This window comes from Pseudoxanthomonas sangjuensis (assembly GCF_010211755.1).
Lineage (GTDB): Bacteria > Pseudomonadota > Gammaproteobacteria > Xanthomonadales > Xanthomonadaceae > Pseudoxanthomonas_A > Pseudoxanthomonas_A sangjuensis.
The window spans coordinates 68004-81184 of the sequence record NZ_PDWR01000008.1 but is presented as its reverse complement, the minus strand read 5'-3'; the positions used below and the strand labels follow the sequence as shown (position 1 = coordinate 81184).

Annotated in this window: 11 protein-coding genes; 7 read left to right on the top strand and 4 right to left on the bottom strand. The window is 70.6% G+C overall.

Going from position 1 to position 13181, the window contains the following annotated elements; all coding sequences use genetic code 11:
• Window positions 1–118: 118 nt before the first annotated feature.
• Entirely contained in the window at window positions 119–982 is an 864-nt protein-coding gene (locus CSC71_RS06010) for a tryptophan 2,3-dioxygenase (protein WP_162373452.1), read from the bottom strand.
• A 207-nt stretch (window positions 983–1189) separates the two neighbouring features.
• Here CSC71_RS06010 and CSC71_RS06005 point away from each other — a divergent pair, with 207 nt between their 5' ends.
• From CSC71_RS06005 to CSC71_RS05980, 6 genes are all read left to right on the top strand, one after another.
• Window positions 1190–4792, top strand: a complete 3603-nt coding sequence (locus CSC71_RS06005) for a Calx-beta domain-containing protein (RefSeq protein ID WP_162373451.1) — start codon at window positions 1190–1192, stop codon at window positions 4790–4792.
• A 257-nt stretch (window positions 4793–5049) separates the two neighbouring features.
• Window positions 5050–6126, top strand: a complete 1077-nt coding sequence (pdhA, locus tag CSC71_RS06000; protein WP_162373450.1) for a pyruvate dehydrogenase (acetyl-transferring) E1 component subunit alpha — start codon at window positions 5050–5052, stop codon at window positions 6124–6126.
• Entirely contained in the window at window positions 6123–7154 is a 1032-nt protein-coding gene (locus CSC71_RS05995) for an alpha-ketoacid dehydrogenase subunit beta (RefSeq protein ID WP_162373449.1), read from the top strand. The genes pdhA and CSC71_RS05995 overlap by 4 nt, the downstream gene beginning before the upstream one ends.
• A gap of 14 nt (window positions 7155–7168) precedes the next feature.
• Window positions 7169–7516, top strand: a complete 348-nt coding sequence (locus CSC71_RS05990) for an SH3 domain-containing protein (protein ID WP_162373448.1) — start codon at window positions 7169–7171, stop codon at window positions 7514–7516.
• Between the two features lie 62 nt (window positions 7517–7578).
• Window positions 7579–8958: a dihydrolipoamide acetyltransferase family protein gene (locus tag CSC71_RS05985; RefSeq protein ID WP_162373447.1), complete on the top strand. Its 1380-nt coding sequence runs from the start codon at window positions 7579–7581 to the stop codon at window positions 8956–8958.
• 75 nt (window positions 8959–9033) lie between these two features.
• Window positions 9034–9417 carry a VOC family protein gene (locus CSC71_RS05980; protein WP_162373446.1) on the top strand — a complete coding sequence of 128 codons (384 nt, stop codon included), beginning with the start codon at window positions 9034–9036 and terminating at the stop codon, window positions 9415–9417.
• Window positions 9418–9428: 11 nt separating this feature from the next.
• Here CSC71_RS05980 and CSC71_RS05975 read toward each other — a convergent pair whose 3' ends face one another.
• On the bottom strand, window positions 9429–10379 hold the full coding sequence (locus CSC71_RS05975; protein ID WP_162373445.1) for an MBL fold metallo-hydrolase: 951 nt from the start codon (window positions 10377–10379) through the stop codon (window positions 9429–9431).
• 184 nt (window positions 10380–10563) lie between these two features.
• Complete coding sequence (locus tag CSC71_RS05970; protein ID WP_162373444.1) at window positions 10564–11874, bottom strand: tryptophan--tRNA ligase; 1311 nt, start codon at window positions 11872–11874, stop codon at window positions 10564–10566.
• Window positions 11875–12004: 130 nt separating this feature from the next.
• Here CSC71_RS05970 and CSC71_RS05965 point away from each other — a divergent pair, with 130 nt between their 5' ends.
• Complete coding sequence (locus CSC71_RS05965) at window positions 12005–12811, top strand: hypothetical protein (protein ID WP_246192022.1); 807 nt, start codon at window positions 12005–12007, stop codon at window positions 12809–12811.
• Between the two features lie 85 nt (window positions 12812–12896).
• Here the strand turns inward: CSC71_RS05965 and CSC71_RS05960 are convergent, their stop codons facing one another.
• Window positions 12897–13106, bottom strand: a complete 210-nt coding sequence (locus CSC71_RS05960) for a CsbD family protein (protein ID WP_162373443.1) — start codon at window positions 13104–13106, stop codon at window positions 12897–12899.
• Window positions 13107–13181 lie beyond the last annotated feature (75 nt).

The window sequence follows — 13181 nt, the reverse complement described above, 5'->3', positions numbered from 1 at the left end:
GTCGTTCAGGAATGGAAGCCCGCCGTGGGAACGGGACGCGGCAGAATCGCCGAACGTCGCCGCCGGCGTCAAATTCACGTGAATTTCCCCTTTTCCTTCAATGGGAAAGGGGAAATGTTCAGCCCGGCCGCGTGCCGATGGTCGTGCGCACTTCGAACAACTCAGGGAAGAAGGTCAGTTCCAGCGCCTGCTTCAGGAAGCCGACGCCGCTGGAACCGCCAGTACCGCGCTTGAAGCCGATGATGCGCTGCACCGTGCGCATGTGCCGGAAGCGCCACAGCTGGAACTGCGATTCCAGGTCGACCAGGTCCTCGCACAACGCGTACTCGCGCCAGTAGCGGTTGGTGTCCTCGTAGACGCGCTCGAACACCGGCAGCAGCGCCGGGTCGGACACGTGCGGCTGCGACCAGTCGCGTTCGAGGTGGATTTCCGGGATCGCATGGCCGAAACGGGCGAGATAGCGCAGGAATTCGTCGTACAAGCCTGGCGCGCGCAACACCTGCTCCAGCGCGGCCTGTCCCGCCGGATCGTGGTGGAACACCTTCAGCATCGCCGCATTCTTGTTGCCGAGCAGGAATTCGATGCTGCGGTATTGCAGCGACTGGAAGCCCGACGACGGGCCCAGCACGTCGCGGAATTCCATGTATTCCGAGGGCGTCAGCGTTTCCAGCACCGACCATTGCTCGGTCAGCTGGCGCAGCACCTGCTTGCTGCGCGCCAGCACCTTCTGCGTCTGCCAGACCTCGCTGCGCTGCAGGTGGCGGATCGCCGCGCCCAGTTCGTGGATCAGCAGCTTCAACCACAGCTCCGACACCTGGTGCTGGACGATGAACAGCATCTCGTCGTGGTGCGGCGGATCGGACAACGGCTGCTGCGCGTCGAGCAGCTTGTCCAGCCGCAGGTAGCCGCCATAGGTCAGGCGGCCGCCCAGGTCGGTGTGGATGCCGGCTTCGAGCTGGCGCTGGTTCTTTTCTACGGACATCGGCTCTTTATCTACTCAAGGAACATGTCGTAAGCCGTTGCCCGGCCAAGCGCACAGGGTAACCGATCGCCGTGCCGGCGCCCTTGTCATGCGGATGCAACCCGCGCGGCGGAATCTTTGTTTGGCTATATTCTGCGACACCCGTCGCGATCAGGGGCGCAGCGGGCCGGTCGGGTCCGATAACGCACGTTCTTCAAGGGAGTGTCCATGGAACTGTCCAGGGGCCGCTGCGCGGCCATTGCGCTGTCTGTTTTCGCCCTGTGCCTTGCCGCTTCCGCGCAGGCGCAGGTGGTCATCAGCCAGGTCTACGGCGGTGGCGGCAACAGCGGCGCGCCGTACACCAACGACTACGTCGAACTGTTCAACCGCGGCGCCACGCCGGAATCGCTGGCCGGCAAGTCGGTGCAGTACGCCAGCGCCACCGGCACCGGCAATTTCGGCTCGGCCAGCAACCTGATCGTGGTGCTGCCGAACGCGACCCTGCAGCCGGGCCAGTATTTCCTGCTCGGCCTGGCCGGCGGCAGCAACGGCTCGGCGTTGCCCGCCACCGACGCCAGCGGCACGATCAACATGTCCGGCAGCGCCGGCAAGGTCGCGCTGGTCAATTCCACCAGCGGCCTGGGCTGCAACGGCGGCAGCACCGCCTGCAGCGCGGAGCAACTGGCGCTGATTGCCGACCTGGTCGGTTTCGGCGACGCGAATTTCTACGACGGCGCACCCGCGCCGACCCTGTCCAACACGCTGGCGGCCTTCCGCGCCGACGGCGGCTGCACCGACACCGACAACAACGCCGCCGACTTCTCCGCCGCGGCGCCGGCGCCGCGCAACAGCGCTTCGCCCGCGCATGTCTGCGGTGGCGGCGGCCTGCCGGCATTGACCATCGCCGACATCGCCATCGATGAAGCCGCCGGCAACGCGGTGTTCACCCTGCGGTTGAGCGCGCCGGCCGGCGCCGAAGGCGCCAGCGTCGCCTATTCGACCGCCGACGGCAGCGCGCAGGCAGGCAGCGACTACGTCGCCGCCAGCGGTACGGCCACGTTCGCCGCGGGCACGGATGCCACCACCGTCAGCATCGCGCTCATCGACGATGCGGTCACCGAAGCCAACGAAACCTTCTTCGTCGACTTCAGCGATGCCAACGGCCTCGCCCTCGGCGACACCCGGGCGCAGGCCACGATCGTCAACGACGACGTCACCCTGAGCGCGATCCACGACATCCAGGGCAACGGCGCGACCTCGCCGCTCGATGGCGCGCTGGTGTACACCACCGGCATCGTCACCGGGCGCAAGGGCAACGGCTTCTTCCTGCAGGCCCCGGACAGCGAGGCCGACGCCGATCCGGCCACCTCGGAAGGCGTGTACGTGTTCACCGGCAGCGCGCCGCCGGCCGCGGCCGCGGTGGGCAACCTGGTGCGCGTTTCCGGCGTGGTCGACGAATACGTCCCCGCCGCCGATCCGTACCAGCTGCCGCTGACCGAGATCTCCGGCAACCCGACCGTGACCCTGCTGTCGACCGGCCACGCCCTGCCCGTGCCGGTGCCGGTCACCGCCGACCTGACCCGCCCGGACGGCGGCTTCGGCCAGCTCGAACACCTGGAAGGCATGCGCGTCAGCGTGGCCAGCCTGACCACGGTCGCCGCGACCGAAGGCAATGCCACGCCGTACAACGCCACCGGCAGCGCCAACGGCATCATCTACGCCGTGGTCACCGGCGTACCGCGGCCGTTCCGCGAACCCGGCCTGCAACTGCCCGACCCGATTCCCGGCGGCGCCGGCGCGCAGCCGATCCCGCGCTGGGACGGCAACCCGGAAATCCTCACCATCGACAGCGACGGCCTCGGCGGCCCGGCCTACCTGCTCGACCTGCCGGCCGGCAGCGTCATCGAAGGCCTGACCGGACCGCTCGACTACGGCTTCCGCCGCTACACGGTGATGCGCGACCCGCAGGTCGACATCACGGTGACCCCGGCGCCCGGCCCGCGCGCCGCGCGCGAAGCGTCGGCCGACGAATTCACCGTCGCCGCCGCCAACCTCGAGCGTTTCTACGACAACGTCAACGATCCGGCGGTCGACGACAGCGTCGCCAGCTTCGCCGCCTACCAGACGCGCCTGCAGAAGGCTTCGCTGGCGGTGCGCGACTACCTGCACGCGCCGGACGTGCTGGTCGGCATCGAGATCGAGAACCTCGCCGTGCTGCAGGCGCTGGCCGACCGCATCAACAGCGACGCGGTCGCCGCCGGACAACCGAACCCGCAGTACGCCGCCTACCTGGAAGAAGGCAACGATGTCGGCGGCATCGACGTCGGCTTCCTGGTGAAGACCGCCGACGCCGGCGCCGCGCCGCGCGTCGAGGTGCTGGCGGTGACGCAGGTCGGCAAGGACGCGATGTGGATGCAGCCGGACGGCACGCCGGCCCTGCTCAACGACCGTCCGCCGCTGGCGCTGGACGCGGTGGTGCACTACGCCGACGGCCGCAGCTTCCCGGTCGTCGTGGTCGGCGTGCACCAGCGCTCGCTGATCTCCGCCGAGGAAGACACCGCCGCCGCCGACCGCGTGCGCAGGAAGCGCCAGGCGCAGGCCGAGTTCCTCGCCAACTACCTGCAGTCGCGCCAGGCCGGCGATCCGGCGACGCGCCTGGTCGTGCTCGGCGACTTCAACGCCTTCGCCTTCAACGACGGCCTGACCGACGTGATGGGCACGACCGGCGGCACGCCGGCGCCCGATGCGGAAACGGTGGTGCCGGGCGACGGCGCCGACCTGGTCGACCCGGACCTGGTCAACCTGGGCGAACTGGTGCCGCCGTCCGAACGCTATTCCTACGTGTTCGACGGCAACGCGCAGACGCTCGACCACGTGCTGGTCAACGAGGAGCTGATCGTCACCACGCGCAGCGCCGGCATCGACCACGCGCGGATCAACGCCGACTTCAGCGACAGCGCGCGCGGCGACGCGACCACCGCGCAGCGCACCGCCGACCACGATCCGGTGATCGCCTACTTCGCGCCGCGCCCGCTCGCCGACCTGGCCGTGACCGCCAGCGCCGCGAACGACGAAGTCCTGGCTGGCGGCACGCTGTCGTACGCCGCGACCGTGACCAACCTCGGCCCGGAAGGCGCCGAGCAGACCGGCATCGGCTTCGCCATCGACGCGGAACTGCCCGACATGGCCGTCGCCGCGCCGGCCGGCTGGAGCTGCGACGCGCCGCAGGTCGCCGGCGGCATGACCTCGATCGCCTGCGTCGCCGGCCTGCTCGACAACGGCGCCAGCGCCGGCTTCACGATCACCGCCACCGCGACCGCCGCGCAGATCGGCGATGCGGCCGAACTCGCGGTCGCGGCCAGCACGTTGTCGCTGGACCGCAACCCCGGCAACGACGAAGCCGGCACCGCGACCCGGGTCGTCGACCGCGCCGACCTGGCCGTGCGCCTGGGCGGCCCGGCGAAGAAGCTGCACTACGGCCGCATCGAACGTTTCCCGCTGGTCCTCGACAACGCCGGGCCGAACGCCGCGCGCGAAGCGGTGGTCGCGTTGCGCGGCGACGCGCCCGCGGCGAACGTCGCCATCGCCGCGCCGGCCGGCTGGCAATGCGCGGTGAACGACGACGACGACGGCTTCGTCGCCGAATGCGCCGCCGCGAACGCGCTGGTCGCCGGCGCCAGCGTCGGCTTCGATTTCGCCATCCGCATTCCCGCGCGCCCCGACAGCACCGAGTCGCTGACCCTGCGGGCGAGCGCAGGCGCGGCGACGCCGGATCCGGACGCGGGCGACAACCAGGCCGTCTACCGCAACCGCATCGTCGGCGTGCCGTAGGCACGGCGCGCGCGGATATGCAACCATAGGACGCGGCTTCGGCCGCGTCTTTTTTTCGCGCAACGGAAAGCGCGGCCGGGACGCGGACGCGACGGGCGCGATGCGCCGGCGAAACCGCTTACGTCGTTGATGCCGCAATGGATTGCGTGCTCCATTGCCCCGCGTATTGCTGCATTGCAGGACGGGTTTCCCGTGCGGGTTCTTTAACATGTGCATCGGTATCATCTGAAACAAAACTCCACGAGCACGCGAACGCAATGACCCTGGCCGCGCAATTCCGGATCGAATACCTGCAATACCTCGACGTGGACGGTCGCCAGCTCCGCGACGACCTGCCCGCGGCCGCGCGCGACCTGGCGCGGGTCAAGGAACTGTTCAAGCGGATGCTGTTCGTGCGCGCCTTCGACACCAAGGCGATCGCGCTGCAGCGCACCGGCAAGCTCGGCACCTACGCCTCGTGCCTGGGCCACGAGGCGACCCACGTCGGCATCGGCGCGTCGATGCTGCCGGAAGACGTGTTCGCGCCCAGCTACCGCGAGTACGGCGCGCAGTTCATGCGCGGCGTGCGCCCGCGCGACGTGCTGTTGTACTGGGGCGGCGACGAGCGCGGCAACGACTACGAAATCCCGCGCCACGACTTCGCCTGGTGCGTACCGATCTCCACCCAGTGCCTGCACGCGGCCGGCGCCGCGCTGGCGTTCAAGCTGCGCGGCGAGAAGCGCGTCGCGGTCAGCGCCTGCGGCGACGGCGGCAGCTCCAAGACCGACTTCTACGCCGCGCTGAATTCCGCCGGCGCCTACCAGTTGCCGCTGGTGATGTGCGTGATCAACAACGGCTGGGCGATCTCGGTGCCGCGCAGCGCGCAGACCGGCGCGCAGACGCTGGCGCAGAAGGGCCTCGCCGGCGGCCTGCATTGCCTGCAGGTCGACGGCAACGACCTGCTCGCGGTGCTCGAGGCGATGCGCATCGCCACCGAACGCGCGCGCAACGGCGAAGGCGGCAGCGTGCTCGAGTTCGTCACCTACCGCCTGTCCGACCACACCACCGCCGACGACGCGCGCCGCTACCGCGGCGAGGCCGAGGTCAAGGCCGCGTGGCAGCGCGAGCCGCTGCTGCGCCTGCGCGCGTGGCTGGCCGCGCAGGGCCAGTGGAGCGAGGAAGAAGAGAACGCCTGGACGGCCGAGTGCAACGCGCACGTCGACGAGGAGGTCAACGCCTACCTCAACACGCCGGTGCAGCCGGTCGAGGCGATGTTCGACTATTTGTACGCCGATCCGCCGCCGGAACTGCTGGCGCAGCGCGCCGCCGCGCTCGCGCTGGAGGGCCGCGCATGAACGTGGAGGCCGCCAAGACCGTGAACAGCGAAGCCGCAGCGGGAACCGCCGCGCCGATCACCCTGATCGAGGCGATCACCCAGGCGCTGGCGTGGGAAATCGCCCACGACGATTCGGTGGTCGTGCTCGGCGAGGACGTCGGCGTCAACGGCGGCGTGTTCCGCGCCACCGCCGGCCTGCAGCAGCGCTTCGGCCAGGCGCGCGTGCTCGACACGCCGCTCGACGAGACCACCATCGCCGGCCTCAGCGTCGGCCTCGCCGTGCAGGGCATGAAGCCGGTGGCCGAGGCGCAGTTCGACGGCTTCGTCTACCCGATGGTCGACCACATCGTCTGCCACGCCGCGCGCATGCGCTACCGCACCCGCGGCCGCCTGCACTGCCCGCTGGTACTGCGCGTGCCGTGGGGCGGCGGCATCCGCGCGCCGGAACACCATTCCGAGGCGAACGAGGCGGTCTTCGCCAACGTGCCCGGCCTGCGCGTGGTGCTGCCGTCGTCGCCGCAGCGCGCCTACGGCCTGCTGCTGGCGGCGATCCGCGACCCCGACCCGGTGATCTTCTACGAACCCAAGCGCATCTACCGCCAGTACAAGGAACTGGTGCCCGACGACGGCGAGGCGTTGCCGCTGGACGTGTGCTTCGTGCTGCGCGACGGCACCGACGTGACCCTGGTGACCTGGGGCGCGCAGGTCAAGGAAACGCTGGAAGCGGCCGAAGCGCTGGCGAAACAGGGCATCAGCGCCGAGGTCATCGACGTGGCCACGCTGCGCCCGCTCGACTTCGACACCATCGCCGAATCGGTGTCGCGCACCGGGCGCTGCGTGATCGTGCAGGAAGCCCCGCGCACCGCCGGCTTCGGCGCCGAGATCGCCGCGCGGCTGGCCGAGCATTCGATGTACGACCTGGTCGCGCCGGTCGAACGCGTGACCGGCTACGACACGCACATCCCGCTGTTCCGCCTGGAGATGAAGTACCTGCCCAGCGTCGAGCGCATCGTCGCCGCGGCGAAGCGCGCGATGGCGGCAGGCTGAGGCAGCGCGCCGCCATGCGCCGCGCCCGCGTCGTGGTTTCGCATCGCGCGCCGGATCGCCCGCCGATCCAGGTGCTGCGCGGCGACGCGGTGCTGCTGGGCGAGCGCGACGTGGACTGGCCGGAGTTCGTCTGGACCACGGTCCCCGGCGGGCTCGGCGGCTGGGTGCCGGCGTCGCTGTTCGACCGCGACGGCGGCGCCGCGGTCGCGCTGGAGGACTACGACGCGCGCGAGCTCGACGCCGAAGCCGACGAGGTAGTGACGCTCCACCGCGAACTGGCCGGCTGGTGGTGGGCCGAGAACGCGCTCGGCGTGCAGGGCTGGATCCCGGGACGCGCGCTGGAGATGCTGGACGACGGCTGAGTCCGGCCCGCCACGCAAAACGACAAGAACCTTTCCATCGATTCGACGCGAGACGCCACGCCATGAGCGACAGCAAGACCTTTTTCCTCCCCGACCTCGGCGAAGGCCTGCCCGACGCGACCATCGTCGAATGGTTCGTCAGGGAAGGCGACACCATCCGCCTCGACGAGCCGCTGGTGTCGATGGAGACGGCGAAGGCGGTGGTCGAAGTGCCGTCGCCGGTGTCGGGCAAGGTGCTGAAGCTGGCCGGCGCCGCCGGCGACGTGATCGTCACCGGCACGATGCTGGCGCAATTCGAGATCGACCCGTCGCTGCCGCAGCGCGCCGAGGGCCAGGACACCGGCCACCACCACGGCGGACACGCGCCGGCGAAGGCGGAAACGCCCGCGCCCGCCGCGAAGCAGGAAGCGCCCGCGGACGACGGCGACGCCGGCACCGTGGTCGGCGCGATGCAAACCTCCAATGCCGTGCACGCCGAACAGGCGGTCGCGGTCGGCGGCATCAAGGCGATGCCGGCGGTGCGCGCGATGGCGAAGAAGCTCGGCGTCGACCTGTCGCGCGTGCGCGCGACCGGCGCCGACGGCGCGGTCACGATGGCCGACGTCAAGCAGGCCGCGGCCAGCGGCTCGGCGAAGATCGGCGCCGCACCGGCGAATGCGCCACGCCCCGCGGCGGCGGCGGCCGTGCCCGCATCCGCCGCTCGGGCGCCTTCCCCCGCAGGTGCGGGAAGGACCGCCGATCAACGCACGCCGCTGTCCGCGTCCGGCAAGCCGATGCGCACGCAGCCGCCGTCGGTGTCGCTCGGCGGCCAGCCGGAACAGCTGAAGGGCGTGCGCCGCAACATGGCGCGGGTGATGGCCGACGCGCACGCCAAGGTCGTGCCGACCACGCTCAACGACGATGCCGACATCCACGCCTGGCAGGCCGGCAACGACGTGACCGTGCGCCTGCTCCGCGCGATCGTCGTCGCCTGCAAGGCGGTGCCCGCGCTGAACGCCTGGTTCGACGGCGACAAGCTGGTGCGCACCCTGCACCCGCACGTCGACGTCGGCGTCGCCGTCGACACCGACGACGGCCTGTTCGTGCCGGCGCTGCGCAATGCCGACCTGCTCGACGCGCGCGGCATCCGCGAAGGCGTGAACCGCCTGCGCGCGCAGGTCGAGGACCGCAGCATCGCGCCGTCGGAACTGACCGGCTACACGATCTCGCTGTCGAACTTCGGCATGTTCGCCGGCCGCTACGCCACGCCGGTGGTGGTACCGCCGTGCGTGGCGATCGTCGCCGCCGGCCGCGCGCGGCTGCAGGCAACGCCGGTCGAGGGCGGGTTCAAGGCGCACAAGGTGATCCCGCTGTCGGTCACCTTCGACCACCGCGCCTGCACCGGCGGCGAAGCGGCGCGCTTCCTCCGCGCCATGCTCGACGACCTCGCCCTGCCCTTGTAGGAGCGGCGTGAGCCGCGACCGCGAGTCGCCCGAAAACCTGTCGCGGCTTACGCCGCTCCTACAACAGAGTCCGCCATGGCCCACCGCAGCCGCCTCGCCGGTTTCATCATCGACTGCCAGGTCGACGACATCGAGCCCGCCGCGGAGTTCTGGAGCAAGGCGCTGGGCCTGCCGCGCGGCGACGCTTACGTCGATGGCGAAGCGCATTACGCCGAACTGGCGGACGCGGCCGGCGGCCTGCACGTGGAAGTGCAGAAGGTCGCGCACGCCTCGCGCGTGCACCTGGACATCGAGGCCGACGACATCGACGCCGAAGCCGACCGGCTGGAGAGGCTCGGCGCCAGGCGCATCGGCTTCGTCAAGCGCTGGTGGGTGATGGAAGCGCCCAGCGGCCAGCGCTTCTGCGTGGTGAAGATGAAGCACCCGGAGAACGGCGCGACGCCGACCGTCTGGGACTGAATCCCACCCGGTTACGACTGCTTCCGGCGGTCGAGCCAGACTTCCAGCCCCTGCGCGTTGAGTTCGACGTCCATGCCCAGCAGCTCCAGCACGCCGGCGCTGTCCTGGGCCACGCCGTGCTCGCGCGCGCGGCGCAGGTACAGGTCGGCCAGGCCGTAGACCAGCCGCGCATGGCGGTCGTCGTGACCGTCCGCGAGCTCCGCCAACCGCACCATCTCGTCGATCTGCGCGTGCAGGTCGGCGGCCAGGCGCACGCAGTCGAAGACCTGGCCGAAGTGGGTGACGCGGATCGAAACCGGGCGCCTGGCCAGCAGCTTGTCGATCGACGCGTGCAGTTCGTCCGGGTCGAACTGCACCGGCGTGGTGGTCGGCAGGACGAAGGGGCCGGCGGGGCTGTCGAATTCGCGGTAGGAAAGGCCGAAGGTGTCGCCGGTGAACCAGCTGCGGCTGCGCTCGTCCCAGACGCTGTAGTGGTGCCGCGCATGCCCCGGCGTGTCGATGCACAGCAGCGGGCGGCCGGCGAGATCGATCGCATGGCCCCCGCGCTTGTCGACGACGTCGGCGACCACGACGCGTTCCTCGGCCACCGGCAGCATGCCGGCGTGGTCGCGGTTGAAGACTTCCTCGCCGTACACCGCCGTCGCGCCGGCGATCAGCTTGGCCGGATCGATCATGTGCCGCGCGCCGCGCGGATGCACGACCAGTTTCGCGTTCGGCAGCGCCCGCATCAGCGGCCCCGCGGCGCCGGCATGGTCGAGGTGGACGTGGGTGACCAGCAGCCAGTCGACCGCCTCGCGCGCGACGCCATTCTCCTCCAGCGCGGCGAGCACGCGCGGCGCGCAGGTCGCGGTGCCGCAGTCGATCAGCGCGGCACGGCCGTTCTCGACCACCAGGTAGGCCGCGCACAGCCCCGGACGGACGTAGCCGGTGTCGATGGTGGTGATGCCGTGCACGTCGGCCACTGCCCTGCCCTCGTCTTGCGTCCGCCCAAGGATAGGCACCGGGACCGCATCCGTCGATGCGCCTTTGGCCCCGCGATCGCCCCTTCCGCAGGCGCGACGCGAGCCGCGAACGCATCTTGTCGCGGGCGATCCGGACGGAGGGCTTCGCGACCTGCGCCGCGCTGCGGGAAAGACGGCCTGCGGGTCAGGTTTCCGCGTCGCGCAACGCCCGCAATGCCGCCAGCACTTCTTCCACCGGCACCTGCAACTCGATCCCCGGCGTTTCCAGCGCATCGCCGCGCTCGACCTGCTTCAGCACGCCGATCAGCCTGCCGGCGTCCTTCGGCGAATCGAAGCCGGCGCTCTGCACCAGCAGCTTGCCCTCGGCGTCGAGCAGCTTGAAGTAGAAGCGGTTGTCGCTGTCGCGGTACTGCTTGAAGGCCGGCAGCGCGGTCTTTTCCGCGGCTTTCTTCTTCCCGCTCGCGGCCTGCTTCGACAGGTCGCGCAGGCCGACCGCGTCGCGCAGCTCGGCGAGGAACGGCTTCGCGTACTTCTCGCGCAGCCGCGCTGCGCCGTCGCGCAGGATCGCCTCGATGTCGCCCGGCTTCGCCACCAGCGCCTCGTACTTCTCGCGCAGCGGCGCGACCTCGGCGTCGATGCGCTCGAACAGCTTCCGCTTGGCGTCGCCCCAGCCGATGCCGCTGGCGAAGTCGCCGGCGAACGCCGCGGTTTCCTCCGCCGAAGCGAACGCCTGGTAGAGCTGGAACAGCGCCGAACCTTCGGCGTCCTTCGGCTCGCCCGGCGCGCGCGAATCGGTGACGATGCCGGCGATCAGCTTCCTCAGCTCGTTGCGCGGCGCGAACAGCGGGATCGTGTTGCCGTAGCTCTTGCTCATCTTGCGGCCGTCGAGGCCCGGCAGCGTCGCCACGTTGTCGTCGACCGACGCCTCCGGCAGCGTGAAGAACTCGCGGCCGTAGATGTGGTTGAAGCGCTGGCCGAAGTCGCGCGCCATCTCGATGTGCTGCACCTGGTCGCGGCCGACCGGCACCTTGTGCGCGTTGAAGATCAGGATGTCCGCGGCCATCAGCACCGGGTACATGAACAGGCCCGCGGTGACGCCGAAATCGTCGTCCTCGCCGTCGGCGCGGTTCTTGTCGACCGCCGCCTTGTAGGCGTGCGCGCGGTTGAGGATGCCCTTGCCGGCGACGCAGGTCAGGTACCAGGTCAGCTCGGTGATCTCGGGCACGTCGCTCTGCCGGTAGAACCACACCTTCGACGGATCGAGCCCGGCGGCGAGCCAGGTCGCGGCGATCTCCAGCGTGCTGCGCTGGGTCTTCGCCGGGTCCTGCGCCTTGATCAGGCTGTGCAGGTCGGCGAGGAAGTAGAAGCTCTCGGTGCCCGGATCGCGGCTGGCGACGATCGCCGGACGCACCGCGCCGACGTAGTTGCCCAGGTGCGGGGTGCCGGAGGTGGTGATGCCGGTGAGGACGCGGGTGGTGGAAGCCGGGGTGGTCATGCGCGGGGATTAGCTTGTGCTGAACGGACACAGTTTAACCGCTGCGCCGGCCAGCCCCGTTCCCCGCGCCCGGACGTTCCCGCTATCGCATCCGACGGCATGCCGCCGTCGGCCGAACCGGAGAACCTCGATGATCCGCAAGATGCTGCTCGGCGCTGCCGCCCTGCTCGCCGCCGCCTGCGCACCCGCGTCGGCGCGCGAACTGGTCGAACTGTCGGTGGTCGACCACGACAGCGGCCACATGCTGGACCCGTACCCGCACCGCGGCGACCGCTGGATCGCCGGCGAGCCAGGCCACCGCTACGGCGTGCGCCTGACCAATACCACCGGCGAGCGCGTGCTGGTGGTGCTGTCGGTCGACGGCGTCAACGCGGTCAGCGGCCAGAGCGCCGACCCGTCGCAGGCCGGCTACGTGCTCGGCCCGTACGAGAGCGCGGAGATTTCCGGCTGGCGCAAGTCGCTGGACGAAGTCGCCCGGTTCTACTTCACCGACCTCGGCGACAGCTATGCCGCGCGTACCGGCCGCCCGCGCGACGTCGGCGTGATCGGCATCGCCGTGTTCGAGGAAGCGCGCCCGCGCTACCGTCCCCTGCCGGCGCCGGCACCTCCGGTCGCGCGCGAAGGCACCCCCGGCCGCGCCGAATCGAAGGCCGCCGCGCCTGCCGCGCAGGCCGAGGCCGCGACCGCCGACGGCGCCACGCGCCAGCGCATCGGCACCGGCCACGGCGAACGCGAATGGTCGCCGATCGGGCAGACGCGCTTCGTCCGCGCCACCCGCGGCCCCGTCCAGGTCAGCGAATTGCGCTACGACGAAGCCCGTCGCCTGGTCGCGCTCGGCATCCTGCCGCGCCCGCATCCGCGCTGGCGCGACCGCCGCGACGACGCGCCGCGCGCGTTCCCGAACGCCTTCGTCCCGGACCCGCCCCGCCGGTACTGAACGCGGCACTGGCCGATGCGCGCAGCCGGAAACGCGCAACGGGCCTGGCGGCCCGTTGCGTCGTTCGCGGAATGGCGCCGGCGGATCAATGCTTCATGTCGAGCATGCGCTCGAACTGGCGCACTTCGCTCTCCGCGCGGTCGCGATCCCAACCATAGCGCTCCTGCAGCTTGTGGGTCAGGTATTCCTCGCTGCCCTTCGCAACCTTGCAGTCCTCGTCGGTCAGGTTGCTCCATTGCGCGCGGATCCTGCCTTCGAGCTGCTTCCAGTTGCCGGCGATGATGTCTTGCTGCATGGCTTGCCTCTTTCTGCTGCGCGGCGGTGGATGCCGCACGCGCAGCATCGCAGGCGCGGCGTTGCGATCCGATCA